General features: G+C 38.2%; 21 protein-coding genes. 9 read left to right on the forward strand and 12 right to left on the reverse strand.

From position 1 onward, the window contains the following. Positions 1–203 precede the first annotated feature (203 nt). Positions 204–821, forward strand: a complete 618-nt coding sequence (gene yihA / locus G9H60_RS03650) for a ribosome biogenesis GTP-binding protein YihA/YsxC (protein ID WP_223142766.1) — start codon at positions 204–206, stop codon at positions 819–821. Positions 822–850: 29 nt separating this feature from the next. Next, the gene (locus G9H60_RS03655) at positions 851–1,372 is read left to right on the forward strand and encodes a DUF5606 family protein (RefSeq protein ID WP_223142767.1); all 522 of its coding nucleotides are present in this window, start codon (positions 851–853) and stop codon (positions 1,370–1,372) included. 53 nt (positions 1,373–1,425) lie between these two features. On the opposite strand, the gene G9H60_RS03660 is transcribed toward G9H60_RS03655, so the two are convergent. From G9H60_RS03660 to G9H60_RS03705, 10 genes are all read right to left on the reverse strand, one after another. After that, the gene (locus G9H60_RS03660) at positions 1,426–1,752 is read right to left on the reverse strand and encodes a c-type cytochrome (protein ID WP_109322256.1); all 327 of its coding nucleotides are present in this window, start codon (positions 1,750–1,752) and stop codon (positions 1,426–1,428) included. Positions 1,753–1,836: 84 nt separating this feature from the next. Next, positions 1,837–2,664 (reverse strand): N-acetylmuramic acid 6-phosphate etherase, encoded by an 828-nt coding sequence (gene murQ / locus G9H60_RS03665; protein ID WP_223142768.1) that lies wholly within the window; start codon positions 2,662–2,664, stop codon positions 1,837–1,839. Next, complete coding sequence (locus G9H60_RS03670) at positions 2,664–4,037, reverse strand: dipeptidase (RefSeq protein ID WP_223142769.1); 1,374 nt, start codon at positions 4,035–4,037, stop codon at positions 2,664–2,666. Before G9H60_RS03670 ends, murQ begins: the two co-directional genes overlap by 1 nt. 54 nt (positions 4,038–4,091) lie before the next feature. Beyond that, positions 4,092–4,736, reverse strand: coding sequence for a glycerol-3-phosphate 1-O-acyltransferase PlsY (gene plsY, locus G9H60_RS03675; RefSeq protein ID WP_223142770.1), 645 nt, complete (start codon positions 4,734–4,736; stop codon positions 4,092–4,094). A gap of 134 nt (positions 4,737–4,870) precedes the next feature. Next, positions 4,871–7,393, reverse strand: coding sequence for a DUF5686 and carboxypeptidase-like regulatory domain-containing protein (locus tag G9H60_RS03680; RefSeq protein ID WP_223142771.1), 2,523 nt, complete (start codon positions 7,391–7,393; stop codon positions 4,871–4,873). Between the two features lie 74 nt (positions 7,394–7,467). Beyond that, positions 7,468–8,067, reverse strand: a complete 600-nt coding sequence (gene rdgB / locus G9H60_RS03685; protein ID WP_223142772.1) for an RdgB/HAM1 family non-canonical purine NTP pyrophosphatase — start codon at positions 8,065–8,067, stop codon at positions 7,468–7,470. 4 nt (positions 8,068–8,071) lie between these two features. Beyond that, positions 8,072–8,968, reverse strand: a complete 897-nt coding sequence (locus G9H60_RS03690) for an FKBP-type peptidyl-prolyl cis-trans isomerase (protein ID WP_223142773.1) — start codon at positions 8,966–8,968, stop codon at positions 8,072–8,074. Positions 8,969–8,973: 5 nt separating this feature from the next. Then, complete coding sequence (locus G9H60_RS03695) at positions 8,974–9,828, reverse strand: FKBP-type peptidyl-prolyl cis-trans isomerase (protein WP_223142774.1); 855 nt, start codon at positions 9,826–9,828, stop codon at positions 8,974–8,976. A gap of 117 nt (positions 9,829–9,945) precedes the next feature. After that, positions 9,946–10,809, reverse strand: coding sequence for an FKBP-type peptidyl-prolyl cis-trans isomerase (locus G9H60_RS03700; protein ID WP_223142775.1), 864 nt, complete (start codon positions 10,807–10,809; stop codon positions 9,946–9,948). A gap of 52 nt (positions 10,810–10,861) precedes the next feature. Further along, on the reverse strand, positions 10,862–11,890 hold the full coding sequence (locus G9H60_RS03705; RefSeq protein ID WP_223142776.1) for a DHH family phosphoesterase: 1,029 nt from the start codon (positions 11,888–11,890) through the stop codon (positions 10,862–10,864). Between the two features lie 72 nt (positions 11,891–11,962). On the opposite strand from G9H60_RS03705, the gene G9H60_RS03710 reads away from it, so the two are divergent. Continuing rightward, on the forward strand, positions 11,963–12,382 hold the full coding sequence (locus G9H60_RS03710) for a nucleoside-diphosphate kinase (protein WP_223142777.1): 420 nt from the start codon (positions 11,963–11,965) through the stop codon (positions 12,380–12,382). Here G9H60_RS03710 and G9H60_RS03715 read toward each other — a convergent pair whose 3' ends face one another. Then, on the reverse strand, positions 12,383–14,041 hold the full coding sequence (locus G9H60_RS03715) for an ArnT family glycosyltransferase (protein WP_223142778.1): 1,659 nt from the start codon (positions 14,039–14,041) through the stop codon (positions 12,383–12,385). It abuts the gene before it with no gap. Continuing rightward, positions 14,019–14,654, reverse strand: a complete 636-nt coding sequence (locus G9H60_RS03720) for a phosphatase PAP2 family protein (protein ID WP_223142779.1) — start codon at positions 14,652–14,654, stop codon at positions 14,019–14,021. Before G9H60_RS03720 ends, G9H60_RS03715 begins: the two co-directional genes overlap by 23 nt. A gap of 62 nt (positions 14,655–14,716) precedes the next feature. Here G9H60_RS03720 and G9H60_RS03725 point away from each other — a divergent pair, with 62 nt between their 5' ends. The 6 genes from G9H60_RS03725 (at position 14,717) to accB (ending at position 18,715) form a co-directional block, all read left to right on the forward strand. Then, positions 14,717–15,292 carry a YceD family protein gene (locus tag G9H60_RS03725; protein ID WP_223142780.1) on the forward strand — a complete coding sequence of 192 codons (576 nt, stop codon included), beginning with the start codon at positions 14,717–14,719 and terminating at the stop codon, positions 15,290–15,292. Between the two features lie 22 nt (positions 15,293–15,314). Further along, complete coding sequence (gene rpmF, locus G9H60_RS03730; protein WP_109322243.1) at positions 15,315–15,503, forward strand: 50S ribosomal protein L32; 189 nt, start codon at positions 15,315–15,317, stop codon at positions 15,501–15,503. 128 nt (positions 15,504–15,631) lie between these two features. Further along, positions 15,632–16,576, forward strand: coding sequence for a phosphate acyltransferase PlsX (gene plsX, locus G9H60_RS03735; RefSeq protein WP_223142781.1), 945 nt, complete (start codon positions 15,632–15,634; stop codon positions 16,574–16,576). Positions 16,577–16,599: 23 nt separating this feature from the next. Then, positions 16,600–17,601, forward strand: coding sequence for a beta-ketoacyl-ACP synthase III (locus tag G9H60_RS03740; RefSeq protein ID WP_223142782.1), 1,002 nt, complete (start codon positions 16,600–16,602; stop codon positions 17,599–17,601). Positions 17,602–17,616: 15 nt separating this feature from the next. Beyond that, positions 17,617–18,180 (forward strand): elongation factor P, encoded by a 564-nt coding sequence (gene efp / locus G9H60_RS03745; RefSeq protein ID WP_109322240.1) that lies wholly within the window; start codon positions 17,617–17,619, stop codon positions 18,178–18,180. Between the two features lie 67 nt (positions 18,181–18,247). Beyond that, positions 18,248–18,715 carry an acetyl-CoA carboxylase biotin carboxyl carrier protein gene (accB, locus tag G9H60_RS03750; RefSeq protein ID WP_223142783.1) on the forward strand — a complete coding sequence of 156 codons (468 nt, stop codon included), beginning with the start codon at positions 18,248–18,250 and terminating at the stop codon, positions 18,713–18,715.

An 18,715-nucleotide genomic window follows, 5' to 3' on the forward strand; every position in this document is an offset into this window, starting at 1 on the left:
CCTACAATGAAGTAAGACCGCATTTAGCTTTAAAAATGAAAATGCCAGTTGATTTATATGCAGCTTAAACTATATTTACAATGAGTTATTAATAAACCCAACTGTCAACCTATATCAGGACAAGACATACTCCACTAATAACTAAACACTACTACCTTATAACTAATAACCTCGTATCTTTGTGTCTCTTTAAAATGTTCCTTATGCAGGTAATTAGTGCTCAATTCATCACCAGTAATACAGATTACTTAAAATGTCCCCCAGACAAATACCCAGAATTTGCCTTTATTGGGCGTTCTAATGTGGGGAAATCATCTTTAATCAACTCCATTACTTTTCATAAAAAACTAGCTAAAACTTCTCAAACCCCAGGTAAAACGCAGTTAATCAATCATTTTTTGATTAACGACAACTGGTATCTTGTGGATTTACCTGGCTATGGTTACGCCCAAGTAAGTAAAGAAAAGAGAAAGGAATTCGAAAAAATGATTTTGGATTACTTGATCAATCGCAAAAGCCTGACTTGTTTATTTTTATTAGTTGACTTACGATTAAAGCCTCAACCTGTAGATATTGCCTTCATGGAACGAATGGCCGAAGAGCAAATCCCTTTTTATATTGTATTTACTAAGGCCGATAAATTATCTCAAAAACAGGTCGATGATAATTTCAAGCATTACCAGGAGTTTTTATTACAATCTTGGGAAGCCTTACCAAAAATGTTTATCACGTCTGCAGAAAAACACCAAGGTAGAGAAGAAATCTTAGCCAGTATTCAGGAATTAATTGACTCATCTCCCTATAAATCAAGGAAATCTTAATATTTTTGCGACCGAATTAAACATCAATCATGGAATTATTAAATGAAATTGCCCACATCTCAGGCAAAAGCGGATTATTTAGAGTATTGAAACCCACACGTACTGGGGTTATTGTAGAAACATTAGATGCTCTAAAGCAAAAGTCCGTTGTTAGCGGTCAAACTCGTATCTCGGTTTTAAAGGACATTTCATTGTACCTTGACGATCATCAAGACAGTACATTGCCTCTGGGTGACTTATTTCAATTAATTCATTCCGTATGCCAAGGTTCTTTGAACATTGAACCTAAAAAAGCGAGTGATGCCGAATTATTTGGCTTATTGGCTAGTATTGTCCCGAATTACGATTCAGACCGTGTATATGCTTCCGATATCAAAAAAATCCTTTCTTGGTATTTGATTTTGGTTAATAATACTCCTGATATGTTCCAAGCTGCTCCTGCTGCTGTTGAGCCAAAAGCTGAAAAAGCAGCAAAAGCCCCTAAAGCTGCCAAAGAAGCAACAGAAGAAAAAGCAGTCAAAGCTCCTAAAAAAACAAAAGCGACTAAATAAGTCGCTAGAGTATAATAAAAAAAATCCCGATTAAATCGGGATTTTTTTTTGATTTATTTCAACGAGTTGATCCAAGAAGCAATCTTCATGGCATCCGCCTTAGGCACATTTTTCAATGCCATCATTGGTGGATAACCTGGCCAGTTTTCCGGCTTTGGATTCGCGATTAATTCTACAATTTTTGCATTGCTATACTTTTTCTTAGCCACATCCGTGTAAGCCGGACCAACTAAACGTGCATCTACCTTATGGCAAGCAAAGCAAGTATATTTTTGCATTAATGGCTTGATATCAGCAGGAAAATCTTCTGCATTAGCTTGGAAACCAAATGCAAATGTTCCTAAAGTTACAGCCAAAATAAATTTTGATATTTTTTTCATTTTGATTGAATGTTTAATTGTTCGCAAAATAAGGGATTAAAACGTTATTTTCTATATGCTCCTACGCATATTTCTCCCTTTTTATTAAATAGAAGCATGAAAGGCATCCACCGCTGCTCTTACACTTCCATGCTGATCCAATAATTCAGAAGCTTTATCTTCAGAAACTCCCGTAGCTTCTTTCACCATTCGAATAGCTCTCAACACTAATTTGTGGTTACTTAACGCCATGTCCACCATTTTATTTCCTCTAACACGTCCCAAACGAATCATCACTGCCGTAGATATCATATTCAACACCAATTTCTGAGCAGTTCCTGATTTCATTCGAGTACTTCCCGTTACATATTCTGGACCTACTACTACTTCAATAGGAAATTGGGCCTCCTTGGCAATTAAACTACCTTCATTGCATACGATACAAGCAGTTAATACTCCATGGGCATTAGCATCTCTCAATCCTCCAATAACGTAGGGTGTCCTACCAGAAGCCGCAATTCCAATCACTGCATCGTTTTCATCGATATCATAGGCCTTCATATCCAACCAGGCTTGCTGTTCATCGTCTTCGGCATTTTCCACCGCCTTACGAATAGCACCATCTCCTCCAGCAATCAATCCAATGACCCAATCATGAGGAACCCCATAGGTGGGTGGGCACTCAGAAGCATCTACAACACCCAATCGACCACTCGTTCCAGCACCAATGTAAAACAACCTTCCCCCTTTTTCCATGCGGGCAACAACCTGTTCTACTACTTTTTCTATTTGTGGAATCACCTTTTCTACCGAATAAGGAACTGTCTTATCTTCGGCATTGATTTGTCGTAGAATGGTATCTACGGACTGTTTATCCAAATCCAAATACTTGGAATCAGATTCAGTTGCTAGCTTACTTAAATTCTCAGTCATTATTTTGAAGAAAGTGCGTAAAAGTGCTTAAAAAAGTGTGGGATAGTTTCAATTCCCTTATAAAAATTAAACAATCCAAAGTGCTCATTCGGTGAATGTATAGCATCTGAATCCAAACCAAATCCCATCAAAACCGACTTAATTCCCAACTCTTTTTCAAACACAGTAGGAACTGGAATACTTCCTCCACCTCGTGTAGGTACAGGTTCTTTCCCAAATGTATCCGTTAGAGCCTTGGACGCTGCTTGATAAGCAATAGTATCCGTTGGCATCACATAGGCTTCTCCCCCATGATGAGGAGTCACGGTGACCTTCACCCCTTTAGGAGCAATGGATTTAAAATGATCTGTAAACAATTGAGTAATTTTTTCTGAACTTTGATTCGGAACCAAACGCATGGAAATCTTGGCATGAGCCAGAGATGGTAATACTGTTTTTGCTCCTTCTCCAATATATCCTCCCCATATTCCATTCACATCCAAAGTTGGACGAATGGATGCTCGCTCTAATGTAGAATATCCTTTTTCTCCATGAACCGAAGCTATTCCCAAATCTTTTTGATAGGCATCCAAATCAAATGGTGTCTGGGCCATAGCGGCCCTGTCTGAAGCACTTAACTCTTGAACTGCATCATAAAATCCGGGAATCGTAATTTGATTAAATTCATCGTGCATGGATGCTATCATCTCACACAAAATATTGATGGGATTAGCTACCGCTCCACCATAAACTCCTGAATGTAAATCGCGGTTGGGTCCTTGTACCGTAACTTCCAAATAACTTAATCCTCTTAATCCCACATCAATAGACGGGATATCATTGGCAATAATGGCCGTATCTGAAATCAAAATCACATCTGCTTGAAGTAATTCTTTGTTATTAGCGACAAAAATGGCCAAATTATTGGAACCAATTTCTTCCTCTCCTTCTATCATAAACTTGATATTACAAGGTAAGTTATCGGTAGCCAACATAGCCTCAAAAGCTTTCACATGCATGAAAACCTGACCTTTATCGTCGCATGAACCTCGAGCATATATAATTTCATCTTTGATAACTGGCTCAAAAGGAGGACTTTCCCATAATTCTAAAGGGTCTGCTGGTTGCACATCATAGTGACCATAAACTAAAACAGTAGGGGCATTGGGATCCACAATCTTTTCTCCATAAACCACAGGAAAACCAGCTGTTTCTTCCAAGCGAACCTGCTCAGCACCAGACTGTCGCAAATTATTAGCAATATATTCCGCTGCTCTCCTTACATCACCAGCATAAGCCGGATCCGCAGAGATAGACGGAATACGTAATAAATCGAGTAATTCTTCTAAAAATCGTTGTTGATTAGCTTGAATATAAGCTTGTGTTTTTTTCATATCGAGAGGCGAATGGGATTAAATCATCCACGCACAAAGATAAAAAAAAACGACTTAGGATTGTTTCTTTCGAGGGATTAGATACATCCGATTTTCAGTACCCTGAAGGATGCGTGCAATATTCTTACGGTGCATAAAAATCACCAAAGAGGCGACAATAAAACCGAAATAAATCAAAATTGGGAATTCCTCCCCAAACACTTTAAAGACCATTAAGAAAGGGAAAACCAAGGATGCAACCATGGATCCTAAGGAAACGTAATTCGAAACATAAAATACAAATAGAAATACGGCAATACTCACCAATGCAGCTTCAGGATGCAAGGCCAACACCATACCCATCAAAGTAGCAACCCCTTTACCTCCTTTAAAATCACAGAAAACCGGCAATAAATGCCCTAAAACAGCCAAAAATCCAAATACAATTTTCAGTGAAACACATGTTTGCCAATCGATCAAATGAAGGTAAAACAAGAAAGTAGAAAGAGATGTTGCCAAAAAACCCTTAAATGCATCCACAAATAGTACGATGCTTCCCGCCTTTTTTCCTAAAACTCGGAAGGTATTAGTCGCCCCAGCATTCCCACTTCCTAAGGTACGGATGTCCACCCCATGATAGGCTTCACCATACCAAATAGCCGTTGGAATTGAGCCCAAAATATAGCTCAATAAACAAAGCCCAATGAGAATTAAAATCATAATAATATTAAAGGTCACCATAATTTAGAAAAGGCGCTGAACCCAAATATAGGGGGGCTAAAAGCCAAAATCAAGAAGATTAAAAACATTCTTGAAATGTTTAAATTTTCATCTTAATAATATACCAAAAAAGGTTAAAATGAGAAATTAACAGAAGCCATCAAGCGAAAAGCCTTGGGTGAACCATGGTCCATATATGACAGTCGATGGAATGCTTGAATCCTAAATAATTTAAAAATATTATCTATTCCATAACCCACTTCCGCATAAGGTACGTTGGGGTTCAAAGAATCAAAAGAATACATATCTAAAAACTTCGATTTCAACGGATTATTTACATCCTTCATGATATCCTTGTTTTCCTTTCTTTGACTTCCCCAAAGTAAGTTACCACTAGCAATAAATCTCCATTTCAATTTCTTAATTAATGGAATCCGGTTGAACAATAATCCTTCAAAATTATGATTGTATTGTAATGAAACGAATTGATCACTTACAAACTCAAAATAATTCATAGTAGAGAAAGCACTTCTCACAAAGAATAAGGTCTCATTTCCTAAATGAGGGAATAACAAGGGTGCAGGTAAATTGGAGGGTGTATACCCTAAAGAAAGGGTATAATCAGACCTACCAAAAGTTCCTAATCTGAATGTTTGATAGGCTTTCAAGGTAAAACGCTCATAATCAAAATCTCCTCCCAAAAAGCCTTTGAATCCTCTTTGATAACGGAATGTCACAACAGGAATTCGTTTTGTTGCTAGGGTAATGCGTTCATTACCATTCATTATAAAGGTTTCCCCTTTGGCAAATCTAGCTTCTAAGGTTACAAATGATTCTTGGTAATAATCCTGCACAGGAGAAGCGTTTCCCAACTCAGGATTTAAGCGATATTGAAATCTAAATAAGGGATCAAAAGAACGTGTATTCATTTGAGCCGTAAAACTCAAACCTTTGGTTACTTCCGTACTGAAAAAGGCTTCGCTTTCCCTTCTGAAAAAGGCTCCAGAAAAGGCCCCCCAACGTGTGAAGGCATAAAACAATCGATTATCTCCAATCAATTCAGGTGTTAAACCAACCCGCTCAATGTCATAGGAATGTCGCAAACCAGCAATAGTCCATTTGGCTTTTGAGAATAAATAATTGACTTCAATTGAATATTTAGGCACCAAATCTTTGGTACCAAATCCTACATTACCTCGCAATATCCAATGCTTATCAAAATTAGAATTGGTTCTAAAACCCAATCTAAATCGCGCTCCTTCTAATCGATTGACTGCAACACTACTCAGATAAGGCCCTACCTCAATGTCATTAAATTTCTTATATCCACTCAGTGCTATCTCCGCAATTTCCACATAGGTTCGCACGATAGGTAAATTCTTCACTGAATCAATCAAGGCAAATGCCGTTAAATCCTGTCGGCTCAATGGCTCATAGCGAGCATGCTTCCAAAACTCAGGATCAGGTTCTTTAGCATCTTCAGCCACTTCAGATGTTAAATCATAAAATTCCAAAGGTTTAGGTTGATTGACCACAAAGCCCTTATTGGATATATACATCTTCAATAACATCCCGGCTGAGCCTTTAGTCAATTCTTCAATATCAATCAAAAATCGAGTTCTAGAAGGTAACCAAGCACCTTCGGCAACCTGCTCTAATTCCTGAGATATTTTAATCTTGTCGATGAAATTCAAATTAGCTTGCTTATCAATCGCCGCATCAATCTGAACCAAAGCAAAACTAGTGGTATCTATCCACATTTGACCAGTAAATACTAAGTCCTGAGGATTTTTGGGGTCAAAATCCAATTGGTAGCAAACATGACCATCCAAATTAACCGTATCCCCAAGAAAATACTTATAATTTCCTTTCCAATTGTCTCCGATTGGACTAGCAAAATCCTTACCAAAAAAAGGTACATAATTTTGATAGAAATTATAATTAGCTATCAAGTTCCCTCCAACCAATTGCGAAATAAAGCCTCCATCCTGAACCCCAACACCTTTTATGTTGGTCTTTAGAATCTTCTCTTTCTTTCGTTTGGGCGACTCTCGATAATAAAATTTACCTATGGATTCAGAGATATAGGTGGGAATTACGGGCTTTCCATCCTCACCAGCTTCTTTCTCAAACTTCTTTATGGAAGATTCAATCTCCTTCATGATTTTCGAATTCCTCAATTTCTCTGAAATGTTATCCACATCAAGTTCCATTTTGGTATACGAATCGTACTCATAAGCCGTCAATTTATTGCGATCATTTACATCGCGTTGTTTGACTACTTGTCGTAATATTTTGAAGGCTGGATTCTCACCTGAATACACAACAACCTCTTGTAAAGCCCTTTGTGCAGGGTCCATTTGAAAATCAACTTCTTGGAATGCTTTCTTTTTGTCAATGAATTTGACTCGTTTTTTATATCCTACAAAGGATACAAAAAGGGAATCCGTTAAAACTTTAGAATGAAAAGTGTACTCTCCCTGAAAATTGGTGGTTGTTCCTAGATTCACACCCACTAAGCCAACAGAGGCAAAGGGCACCGGATCACCATTAGAAGCATCTGTCACTCTTCCCTTGATCACAAATTGCGCCTGAGCCCAATGTACACCCACCAAAAGAATCAGCAGAGCCAAAAAAACACGACTGCTCCAATTCATTAATCTACCGTTGAACAAGGTTAAAGCTTATATGATACTAAAAACAAAAATACAGATTGATTGGAACAATACTACTATTTGTCGTGAGATTTTCGACTTTCGTCGACAAATGTTTTGAATTTTTGTAAAGCACGAGCTCGATGAGCCATTTGATTTTTTTCATGTAAGGTCATTTCAGCAAATGTCCTTGTGGAATCTTGAGGCTGAAAAACTGGATCATATCCAAAACCAGAGCTACCTCTTGCTTCCATTGTGATATTACCCTTTATTTCACCCTCAAACTGAATGTACTTTCCTTCAGTATGGTAGGTTAAAATCGTTACAAATCGAGCATTTCGATGATTTTCCGATCTCAAATTGTGCAATAGTAAATCTAGATTTTTTTGATCGTTTTTGGGTTCTCCCGCATATCTTGCAGAATACACACCAGGAGCACCTCCTAGGGCTTCTACTTCTAAGCCTGAATCATCTGATAGACAGGTAACCTGATAGCGATCTGCAATGAATTGAGCCTTCTGTAAAGAATTCTCTTCCAAAGTACTTCCAGTTTCTGGAATTTCTTCTTGGAGTCCTAAGTCTTGTACCGTTCTAACTTCAAACTGACCTGCCAATAAGGCCGCAATCTCTTCTACTTTATGGAGATTTTGGGTCGCTAGATACAAGATAGGTAGCATGAACTTATTGAATGGGAACCTCTATTTCAAAACACAAAGGTGAATTTGCTGGAATGGAACCCTGATTATTAGCTCCATATCCTAATTTAGATGGCAGGATAATGATGGCTTTTTCTCCCATCTTCAACTTCATAATTCCCTCGTCAAAACCAGAAATAAGCTGCCCAGCACCTACTAACATGGAAGCCCCTGTACGAGAATCAAAAATTGGATCATAAATCACTTTACCAGCCGCATCTAATTTCAAATAACTAAAACCTAAACGACCTGTGTAATTAATCAAATAAGTTTGCGTAGGTGTCAGTGCTTTACCTGTAGGATTGGAAATCGTCTTTTGGAAAATCAAACCTGTAGGTGTAACCTCCGGATTATTGACATTGTAGGTTTTCTTCATTTCTTCAATCACCTGATTTTCTGATTGAATGGAAATTAACTCGATATCAATTTTAATGACTGAGAATGCTGGAATTAATCCATTACCATATGAACTACCACCAAAGGCTAAATTAGCTGGCAAAATAAATACTCCCTTGTCGCCTTCTTTCATATAACGCAAGGGTAGAGTGAAGATGCTTTCAAAACTTCCTGCTACATAAGCCCTAGGTTGATTTAAGATACGTGAAGTAGAATCTACTTTAGAACCATTTAGCAAGGTCATTACATAATGAAATTTTACTAAGTCGGTATAATTAGCCTGTTTACCTGAAGTACCAGCAGATAAAATGGAATAATACATGCCTTCAGGAGACTTCTGGGCATTTAACTTATTGCTTGCAATGTATTTCTGAATGTCGCTATCGTTATTTTCAACTTGTTGGTCAATGGCATTAAAATTGCAACTTGAAAACCCGAAAAGCGCTAGGATGAAAACTAAACTTAGGTAATATGTACTTCTATTCATGATTATTAGTCATTAATTTTGGCTAAATATACTTCGAACATCAAAGGGGTGTAACCAGGTATGGTTCCTGAACCTGCTTGACCATATCCTAAAGTGGAAGGGAATACTAAAATAGCCTTTTCTCCCAAACGCATTTTTTCAATACCTTTTTGAAAACCTTGAACCGTTTGAGTACCACCGATGGTCACAGATAGACTGTCTGTTTTCAACATATTTCCATCAAAAGCATAGCCATTTAGAAATCTACCGGTGTATTTAATTTTAACTACTTTACCTGTAGCAGGTAATTCTCCAGTTCCTTTCACTAGCTGAATAAAACGTAAACCTTCTGTTGTAGTCTCGGTCACATTGTATTTTCTAGCAGCAATAAACTCGTTGATATTGTCGGTCTGTGAACGAACCTTATACGATTTAATGGATACTGTCATGGGTGTATAAGCTGGAAGTCCAGGGAAATCTTGAGCCGTTCCTGGCAAAGCCATCACAGCTTGTTCTCCTTCACGAACAAAAGCCATTAACCGACTAAATACCGGATTCGTAAATCCATAGCGGTAAACATAAGGCGTATTTAACTTACGATCTGTACTATCCAAAACTTGGCCTGTTACCAAATTCGCAAATTCATAATGCACTGAAAGCGTATCACCTTTAGTAGCCAACTCTCCAGTAGGATTACTTTTAGTGACTACATAATAAGCCCCATTTTCCATGGCAATTGGGCTTTGGCCTTGCTTAGAAAAATAAGAAGCAATCTGAGCTTGATTTTCTTTCGCTCTAATTTCATCCACCAATTCCACATTGCTTAAGCAAGCCCCCAAACCCAAAGTCAAAGCCAAAAAAGCACTAATTCTAACAAACATTCGATTGACCATCATCATATACATTCACTAATTCACTCGATTTTATTCCATCCTAAACGAATAAGCATCCGAATTCGTATGAAAAAAGAAATAAGGGGACCGAAATCCCCCTATCATTTATTTTTTGTTCAATAATTCTACTTCAAATACCAAAACGGAGTTAGCTGGGATAGGACCACGCTCTTGATCTCCATATCCTAAAGCTGAAGGTATCACAAACACGCCTTTTCCTCCTTTTTTCAATAATGTCAACGCTTCGTTAAAACCAGGAATCATTTGACCTAATGGCATTTCAGCTGCACTACCTTTATCAAATTCTTTGCCATCTAAGAAAGAACCGCGGTAATTTACTGTCCAAGTCTCTCCCATTTTAGCCGATGCACCAGCACCTGGGCTAAGGATAGAATAATATAAACCTGAAGCTGATTTCTGGAAAGTTTTACCCGATTTAGCTACATAATCAGCTATAACCTTAGGCTCTTGAGCTAATTTTCCAGCCGCCGCTTGCTTGTTTACAGCAGCTTCTTTTTCCATTTCTTTTTCAAATTCAGCACGAGATTGTACTTTCAGTACTTTCACGGTGTATTTCAAATCAGAACCTGGCTTCAAGAATGGAGGAAGTGGTGCTTGAATGTTTTTGGTTAAGCTATCTATAGGCACCAAAATTGTAGCACTATCTCCTAAAGCCAATAAACGTAAACCATTTTCAAAAGTACCTTTAAAAGAACCTGGGGCGTTATTAGGCGCTTGGATCATTCCTTTACCTGGTTTTCCTTCTTTGTATGTATCCTGTAAAACAGAATCAGTTGAATTTTTAATCACTAATCCAAAAGTAATGATGTCTCCATCTTTCAGCTTTTTGGCTTTGTCGTCATGACTGTGAAATTGAATTTTAACGCCGTCAATAACTTCGACTTTGTTTTGATTACATGCAGACAAAAATACGACTGCTGATAAAAGACCAATGAGTTGTTTACGCATGATTGTTTTGTTGAGACCGAAGTCTGTTATGGATTGTTTTAGATTGATTCGTTTATAAATTTTTAACTCGATTTATTTCAGAAAGATACAAAGGTAACACTTCTTGCAATTTTTCCTTCGCTCCTTCGATGGAGCTGGAAGAAAATCGACCACCTGAGGCATTTTTATGACCACCACCTTCAAAATACTTGGAAGCAAATTCATTCACCGCAAATGGTTCAATGGAACGGAAAGATAATTTAATACCATCCGGGCGCTGTATCAATAAGATAGCCCAAATAGCTCCTGCAATCTGCAATCCATAATTTACGATTCCTTCGGTATCTCCTGCTTGTGAATTAAATTGTTTTTGATCTTCTTCCGTGATCCACATCAATGACAAATGATATTCAGGCAAATAATCCAAGCGGTTCGCTAAAATGTGTCCTAAAAAGCGTAAACGATCTAAGCTGGCCGAGTCAAATATATTTCGGTGAATAGCATTGGTATTAACTCCTTTTTGAATGAGTTGAGCTACTACCTCATGCACGTGCGCTGTGGTGTTTGGATGTCTAAATGAACCTGTATCAGTCATAATCCCAGAATAAAGGCATGAACCCATAGCTTCATTGATGCGAGCATCATCTCCCCATTCTTGAATCAAATCAAAAATCAATTCACAGGTAGATGCAGCAGTGGTTCGGTGATAATAATAAGTGGCAAAATCTTCTGGATTTAAATGATGATCTATCACCACTTTGGTACCACGAGCCGACTTAATGGAATGACTTAAACCATGCAAACGTTGTAAACCTGAAAAGTCCAAACAAAAAATAAATTCAGCCTCTTTTAATAAGGCTTCAATTTGAACCTTGTGTAAGGTATCTTCAAAATTTAGAATATGCTCTGCACCTGGCATCCATTTTAAGTTGGCCGAAACAGCCGAGGGAACTACGACACTTACTTCTAAACCAAGTTGCAGTAAATAATTTTGCCAGGCTAATGATGAGCCGATGGCATCTGAATCAGGGTTAAAGTGTGTCGTGATGACTGCCTTTGTACCAGAGTTTAATTGTGCTTGAAGCGCCGAAATGGAAGACATAAATTTGATAATGCGCCATAATAAATTTGGGCGTTCGCAAAGTTAAAGATAAATTTGAATAAAAATTTTACTATGCCTACAAATCGCACCTTTACTATGATTAAGCCAGATGCTGTTGCAGATGGATTCACTGGGCCCATCATTCAGCAAATTGAGGCCGCGGGTTTTAAAATCATTGCTCTTAAAAAAGTACAATTAAGTAGTGAGGAAGCTGGTAAGTTTTATGCCGTTCATGCAGAGCGACCATTCTTCCAAAGTTTGTGTGATTACATGTGTTCTGGAGCCATCATTCCTATGGTCTTAGAAAAGGAAAATGCCGTGGAAGATTTCCGCACTCTAATTGGTGCCACCAATCCGGCTCAAGCTGCGGAAGGTACCATTCGTAAACAATTCGCTAGATCATTGGAATCCAATGCCATTCATGGTTCAGATTCAGATGAAAATGCAGCCATAGAAGGAGCATTTTTCTTTACTGAAAAAGAATTAGCCTAATTATTTGTGTTTAAAGAATAGAAATCCATTCTCTTCTTTCATAAAACTGATGTTAGGATGGTATTTCATAGCATCATTTACGTCGTTTTTCATGATGAAATAACAGGGTCTATCCACACGTTTCATTTGCAAGAGTGCTTCTCCATCTGGGGAAGCACTTTGTTTTTGAAAATACAAGAGATGAGCAAATGATTTAAAACCAACGGTTTCTATGTAAACCTTCTGCCCCACTTTGGATTCGTAAAAGTCGATTACCGTTGCCTGTGTATAGCCCTCGATCTTTGGCACTACAATTCTCATATACAGCATAATAATTACAATGCTAGAAATCATTAAGTAATGGATGCGCATGGCGTTTACAGCCCCTTTTCTAGCTACAGAATAGAGGATAGCTAAAGCAAATGCAATACCAATCAATATTTCAAAGCCCGACCAGTATACTGGCGCCTGCAAATTCCCTTGAACAAATTTGTCCTGAATCATGGGAATAAAGTCAAAGGAATGCGACCCAATGTAAGGAACGAGAGATAAGATAAAAGAAAAAAGTAGACCGATCACCAAAAGCCCTACACTGTACCATTTTTTCCAAGTACTGAAGCCCAACACCCAGTCATACAAAACCCGAGCAGAAAAAAAACTCAATGGGATCCAGCACATGGATGAATAATGGACGATTTTGGTTTTGACCAGACTAAATAAAATCAGAACTACCCAAAATAGAATGCGGAACCAAACACTTAAATCACGCTCTTCCTTCGTAGCTAAATTCACCTCAGATTTTCTTGAAATTAGTGGACTAATTGCCCAAATAGAAATAGGGAAACAACCGAATAATAATACCAAGGCATGGTAATAGAAGGGTTGGCCATGACCTGCATCTCCGGTGGTTAATAAACGTATTTGATAGGCAAAAAAATCCGAAATAATTCCCGAGCCAAATTTCAAAGCGATGATTCCATACCAAGAAACAAAGAAAAGGATCGCGATGATGCTAACCCAAGTCAAAGCTTTCAACCAAGACATGAGTCGGCTCCATTCATGTCGATGCAATAAAAAATACACGACAGCAGTTAATCCCCAAATCAATAAAGCTACGGGACCTTTTGTCAATAAAGCCAAACCAATAAAAATGGCTGAAATCAATAATTCTTTTCCTGCAAAATTTTTCCAGTAGGACTGAATGAGGTAGTAGACTCCCAAAAATATCAAGAGATTGAATAGAGGGTCAATGATGCCAGAGCTAGCATACACATGGGGTGTAATAGCAGCTAGGTAAGAAAAAGCCCACAAATGCCCCATTTTGGGAGAAAAATGCTTGGCTCCAATTCGATATAAGGTCAAAAGAGTCGCAATTCCAATAAGTGCATTAGGAAAGCGCGCGGCAAATTCCATGCTGGTCCATGCAGAATCAGTGAAAGTGCCAAAAAACTGAAAACTTAAGGCTTGGAGCCAAATAAATAAAGGAGGCTTCTCCCAAAAAGGCATAAAATTGATTTGCACACTGAGGTAGTCGCCCGATTTAATCATTTCTCTAGCGGACTCAGCAAAATTAATTTCATCCCAATCAAATAAATGACTTGATCCCAAAAATGGAATATAAATGACAGCACCTAGGATGAACCAAAAAAGATAAGGTTTACGCAGAAGGAAGAGACTCATTAGTCGATTTTTTAAAGATAGTCAAATAATATACCAAGGCTGAGCTACAAACACCTATGATAGCCCCGACAGCCGTATCGATGGGGAAATGCTGAAAAAGGTAAACCCGAGAAAGTGCTACGCCAGCGGCCAAAAAGGCAAATAAAACACCCCATGGGGCCTTTTTACTGGCCGTTGCCATCCAGAAAAACATAAACCAAGCTGCTGCAGTATGTCCGGAGGGCATGCTATTGAATTCATTGATGAATACCCCAGGAACTGTGTACCAATCATAACTTTCATTTCTAAAATAGGCAAACGGTCGCAAGCTTCCAGCAAAAACAAAATGCTTGAGTGCTTGAGTGATCAATGTGGAAAGTAAATAGGATCCTAAATATGGCAAAACCCATTTTCGCTGTTTAAAGAATAAAAAAACAGCAAAGAGTAAGGGTAGAAAAACTTCAGCTAAACTGGTGAAAAAACGAAATACAAGATCTCCAATGGAGGAGTGATATTCATTTATCCATCGCATTTGATCAAAACGAGAAAAGGCTAAGGCATATACCCAAACAATGACTTCAAAGATAAGCCAAGCACGAATAAACGAACGAATAGAAGCAGGTATTTGATTCATGAATTCAAAGGTCGTAAGATTTTATCAAATTGTTCCAGCTTGGTCTTGCTGTTTCCAAAAAAATGACTAATTTTGCAATCCTTTTTACCCGAGAGACAATGAAAGTATTGGATGCCTATCAGATACCCATCATTTCCCTAGAAGACAAGTCGTACCGATATAGCTTTGAGGGCGGAAATGATTTTTTTGAGGCTTTTGAGCAGGAATGGGTACAAAAAGGCAAGTTTCAAGCAGAAATTGAGTTAAATAAATCTGCTACGATGATTCAGGTTTTGATGAAGATCAAAGGCCATTTAAATTTAATTTGTGATCGATCCAATGAGGAATTTGAATTCCCCATTGATATTCAGGAAAAGTTAATTTACAAATACGGGGATCATTTTGAAGACTTGGGTGATAATCTGTTTTTAATTGACAGAAAAGAGCCAAAACTTAATTTATCGCAGGATTTATATGATTTCATAGCTTTGCAAGTACCTATGAAAAAATTGCATCCTCGGTTTGTTAAACCGGAAGATGAATCAGCTGAAAATGAATTTTTATATACCACTGCGAAAGATGCAGACATTCCTAAAACAGAGGAAGAAAGCATGGATCCGCGCTGGGCAGCATTAAAAAAATTAACAGACAATAATTAGAAATTAATTCAATTTACATACAATGGCACATCCTAAAAGAAAGATTTCAACCACACGCCGTGACAAAAGACGTTCTCACGATTTTAGCACTCCAAGACAATTATCTGTGGATAGCCAAACAGGAGAAACTCATTTATTCCACCGTGCACACGTTCACGAAGGAAACTTATTCTACAAAGGAAAGATGATCGTAGAAGGTTATTCTTCTTAGTCTTATTTCTTTTGATCAAGGAAAAGAACTTATTTTTGCTAAAAGCGAAAATATCCCGTTAAAATGCTATTTTTTGACTAAATTTAATACTATTTTTGCCTCAAGCTTTAGTAATTAAACATAATTAGATGAAAATAGCGGTCGACGTGATGGGTGGAGATTTTGCTCCAAAAGCAGTTTTAGAGGGTATCCTTTTAGCACTTCCCAGTCTTTCCAATAATGAAATAATTCTAGCAGTAGGGCCTCGTGATATCATTCAAACCATTTTGGATGAGCATCAATACTCTGGAACGCAAATTCAAATCATTCACGCAGATCAAGTGATTGAAATGGGTGAGCACCCTACCCGAGCTTTATCCCAAAAACCCAATTCCTCCATCGGAATTGGGTTTGGTCTTTTAAAGGAGGGCAAAGCCGATGTATTTGCTTCGGCTGGTAATACTGGTGCCATGATGGTTGGTTCCTTGTTCTCCGTAAAAACCATCGAAGGTATCCAAAGACCTGCCATTGCAGGTTTTGTTCCTCAAACGAATGGGAAATACGCTGTCATGTTGGACATTGGTGCCAACGCAGATTGCAAGCCAGAAATGTTGGAACAATTTGCCTTACTAGGTTCAGTTTATTTTGAAGCTACTACAGGCATCAAAAATCCTCGAGTGGGACTAATTAACATCGGTGAAGAAGAACAAAAAGGTTCTATTTTAGCCCAAGCGACCCACGCTTTATTAAAAGCCAATACTAGCATTAACTTTATAGGTAATATTGAAGGAAAAGATTTCTTCAAGGGAAAAGCAGACGTAATTGTGACGGACGGTTTTACGGGAAACATCATGTTAAAAATGGGTGAATCCATTTACAACATCATGAAAGACCAAGGGATGACCAATGAATTTGTCGAAAATACGAATTATGAAAAATACGGAGGTAGCCCTATCATCGGAATCAATGGCAATGTGATCATCGCCCACGGTGCATCAAGTCCGGTAGCCATTAAAAATATGATTGGACTTTGCAAGTCCGTTGTGGAATCGAAAGTCTGCGAGAAAATCAAGGGCATAATCGAGAACAAATAAAAAAAGATTTAGGTTAAAGAAACATGACTCATAAAATAAACGCAGCCATTACCGGAGTAGCAGGATATGTACCGGACTATGTGTTGACCAACGAAGAGTTAGAAAAGTTAGTAGAAACTAACGACGAATGGATTACCACTCGTACAGGAATCAAAGAACGTAGAATTCTGAAAGGCGAAGGGCTGGGAACTTCTTATATGGGAGCCAAAGCCGTTACGGACTTATTGAAGAAAACCAATACGAAACCTGAGGAAGTAGATTTACTAATTTGTGCTACTGTTACTCCTGATTATTTCTTCCCTTCATGTGCCAACCTGATTTGTAAATCGGTGGGTATCCGCGAAACAGCTTCTTTTGATTTAGCTGCGGCATGTTCTGGCTTTTTAAATGCTTTAGGAACAGGGACCGCTTTTATTGAATCGGGGCGTTATAAGAAGGTAATTATCGTTGGAGCTGATAAAATGTCTGCTATCGTAGACTATACCGACCGAACTACTTGCATCCTTTTCGGAGATGGTGCTGGTGCAGTGATGTTGGAACCAAGCCAAGATGGAACAGGTGTACAAGATTTTATTTTAAAATCAGATGGAGAAGGATGCGAAAGTTTGATGCAAAAAGGAGGCGGAAGTGCATACCCTCCTACACATGAAACCATCGATCAAAAACTTCATTATATTCGCCAAGAAGGGCAATCTGTTTTCAAATTTGCCGTAACTCGTATGGCAGATATTTCTGCTGAAATCATGGAGAGAAACCAGTTGACAGGCGATGATATTGCCTACTTGGTCCCTCATCAGGCTAACAAGCGCATTATTGATGCCACTGCTAATCGCATGAACATCGGAGAAGACAAAGTGATGTTGAATATTCAGCGCTATGGTAATACCACGGCTGCTACTATTCCATTGTGTCTTTGGGATTATGAGAACCAATTAAAAAAAGGAGATAATTTAATTTTAGCAGCTTTCGGTGGAGGCTTTACTTGGGCATCAGCTTATGTAAAGTGGGCTTACGATCCGAAATAATTTTACATTACATACATGGCAACTACAGCAGACATTAAAAATGGAATGGTTATCAAATACAACGATGACTTATTTTCCATTGTCGAATTTTTACACGTAAAACCAGGTAAAGGTCCAGCTTTCGTTCGTACGAAATTGAGATCCCTAACATCGGGTAAAGTGATTGACAATACGTTTAACTCGGGAGTTAGTATTTACCCAGTACGCGTGGAAAGAAGAAAGTTTCAATTCATTTATAAAGATGAATATGGCTATAACTTCATGGACAATGAATCTTTTGAACAAATTTTGCTTAACGACAATTTAGTGGTGATGGCAGATTTGATGAAAGAAGGCCAAGAAGTAGAAATCTTAATTAATACAGAGAATGACGAGGCTATTTCTTGTGAATTACCTCCTTTCGTTGAATTAAAAGTAACTTACACTGAACCAGGCGTTCGTGGAGATACGGCTAACTCACCTAAAAAACCCGCTACCGTAGAGACTGGCGCTACCATCACCGTTCCTATTTTTATCGAACAAGACGAAGTGATTAAAGTAGATACACGTACTTACGCATACGCGGAACGAGTAAAATAAACAGCTTATCTCATTTTTATTACATTTGTACCATAAGTGCAAGCAGGTAAACCTAATACTATCTAGAATGGACACCAAAGAAATACAGCGATTACTGGATTATATCGCTAAATCACCTCTAGCAGAGGTAAGTATTGAAACTGAAGGATTAAAAGTTTCTGTTAAAAAACATGGAGAAGCTGCTCCAAGTGTACAGGTTGTACATACACCAGCACCTACAGCTGCACCAGCGCCAGCAGTAGCAGCAGCTGCACCAGCGGCTCCTGCAGCAGCTCCAGCTCCAGTAGCAGACAATTTATATACAGTAAAATCTCCGATGATCGGAACAATTTATTTAGCTCCAGGGCCAGATAAAGGTAATTATGTAGAAGTTGGATCAAGCATCGAACCTGGTAAAACAGTTTGTATGATTGAGGCAATGAAATTATTCAACGAGATCGATGCTGAAGTATCAGGTAAAATCGTGAAAATTTTAGTGGACAATGCCACACCCGTTGAATTTGACCAACCCCTTTTCTTAGTAGAAAAAGCATAA

Origin of the sequence: Aquirufa aurantiipilula (assembly GCF_019923745.1) — a bacterium.
Taxonomy (GTDB): domain Bacteria; phylum Bacteroidota; class Bacteroidia; order Cytophagales; family Spirosomataceae; genus Aquirufa; species Aquirufa aurantiipilula.

Excerpts from the sequence above, each read along its gene's own strand:
- G9H60_RS03710 (WP_223142777.1), top strand. The coding sequence starts at position 11,963 with ATGCCTACAAATCGCACCTTTACTATGATTAAGCCAGATGCTGTTGCA.
- rpmF (WP_109322243.1), top strand. The coding sequence starts at position 15,315 with ATGGCACATCCTAAAAGAAAGATTTCAACCACACGCCGTGACAAAAGA.
- rdgB (WP_223142772.1), bottom strand. The coding sequence starts at position 8,067 with ATGCTACCTATCTTGTATCTAGCGACCCAAAATCTCCATAAAGTAGAA.
- yihA (WP_223142766.1), top strand. The coding sequence starts at position 204 with ATGCAGGTAATTAGTGCTCAATTCATCACCAGTAATACAGATTACTTA.
- G9H60_RS03720 (WP_223142779.1), bottom strand. The coding sequence starts at position 14,654 with ATGAATCAAATACCTGCTTCTATTCGTTCGTTTATTCGTGCTTGGCTT.
- G9H60_RS03655 (WP_223142767.1), top strand. The coding sequence starts at position 851 with ATGGAATTATTAAATGAAATTGCCCACATCTCAGGCAAAAGCGGATTA.
- G9H60_RS03690 (WP_223142773.1), bottom strand. The coding sequence starts at position 8,968 with ATGAATAGAAGTACATATTACCTAAGTTTAGTTTTCATCCTAGCGCTT.
- efp (WP_109322240.1), top strand. The coding sequence starts at position 17,617 with ATGGCAACTACAGCAGACATTAAAAATGGAATGGTTATCAAATACAAC.
- G9H60_RS03740 (WP_223142782.1), top strand. The coding sequence starts at position 16,600 with ATGACTCATAAAATAAACGCAGCCATTACCGGAGTAGCAGGATATGTA.
- G9H60_RS03700 (WP_223142775.1), bottom strand. The coding sequence starts at position 10,809 with ATGCGTAAACAACTCATTGGTCTTTTATCAGCAGTCGTATTTTTGTCT.
- plsX (WP_223142781.1), top strand. The coding sequence starts at position 15,632 with ATGAAAATAGCGGTCGACGTGATGGGTGGAGATTTTGCTCCAAAAGCA.
- accB (WP_223142783.1), top strand. The coding sequence starts at position 18,248 with ATGGACACCAAAGAAATACAGCGATTACTGGATTATATCGCTAAATCA.
- G9H60_RS03715 (WP_223142778.1), bottom strand. The coding sequence starts at position 14,041 with ATGAGTCTCTTCCTTCTGCGTAAACCTTATCTTTTTTGGTTCATCCTA.
- G9H60_RS03670 (WP_223142769.1), bottom strand. The coding sequence starts at position 4,037 with ATGAAAAAAACACAAGCTTATATTCAAGCTAATCAACAACGATTTTTA.
- G9H60_RS03705 (WP_223142776.1), bottom strand. The coding sequence starts at position 11,890 with ATGTCTTCCATTTCGGCGCTTCAAGCACAATTAAACTCTGGTACAAAG.
- G9H60_RS03680 (WP_223142771.1), bottom strand. The coding sequence starts at position 7,393 with ATGAATTGGAGCAGTCGTGTTTTTTTGGCTCTGCTGATTCTTTTGGTG.
- plsY (WP_223142770.1), bottom strand. The coding sequence starts at position 4,736 with ATGATTTTAATTCTCATTGGGCTTTGTTTATTGAGCTATATTTTGGGC.
- murQ (WP_223142768.1), bottom strand. The coding sequence starts at position 2,664 with ATGACTGAGAATTTAAGTAAGCTAGCAACTGAATCTGATTCCAAGTAT.
- G9H60_RS03660 (WP_109322256.1), bottom strand. The coding sequence starts at position 1,752 with ATGAAAAAAATATCAAAATTTATTTTGGCTGTAACTTTAGGAACATTT.
- G9H60_RS03725 (WP_223142780.1), top strand. The coding sequence starts at position 14,717 with ATGACTAATTTTGCAATCCTTTTTACCCGAGAGACAATGAAAGTATTG.
- G9H60_RS03695 (WP_223142774.1), bottom strand. The coding sequence starts at position 9,828 with ATGTTTGTTAGAATTAGTGCTTTTTTGGCTTTGACTTTGGGTTTGGGG.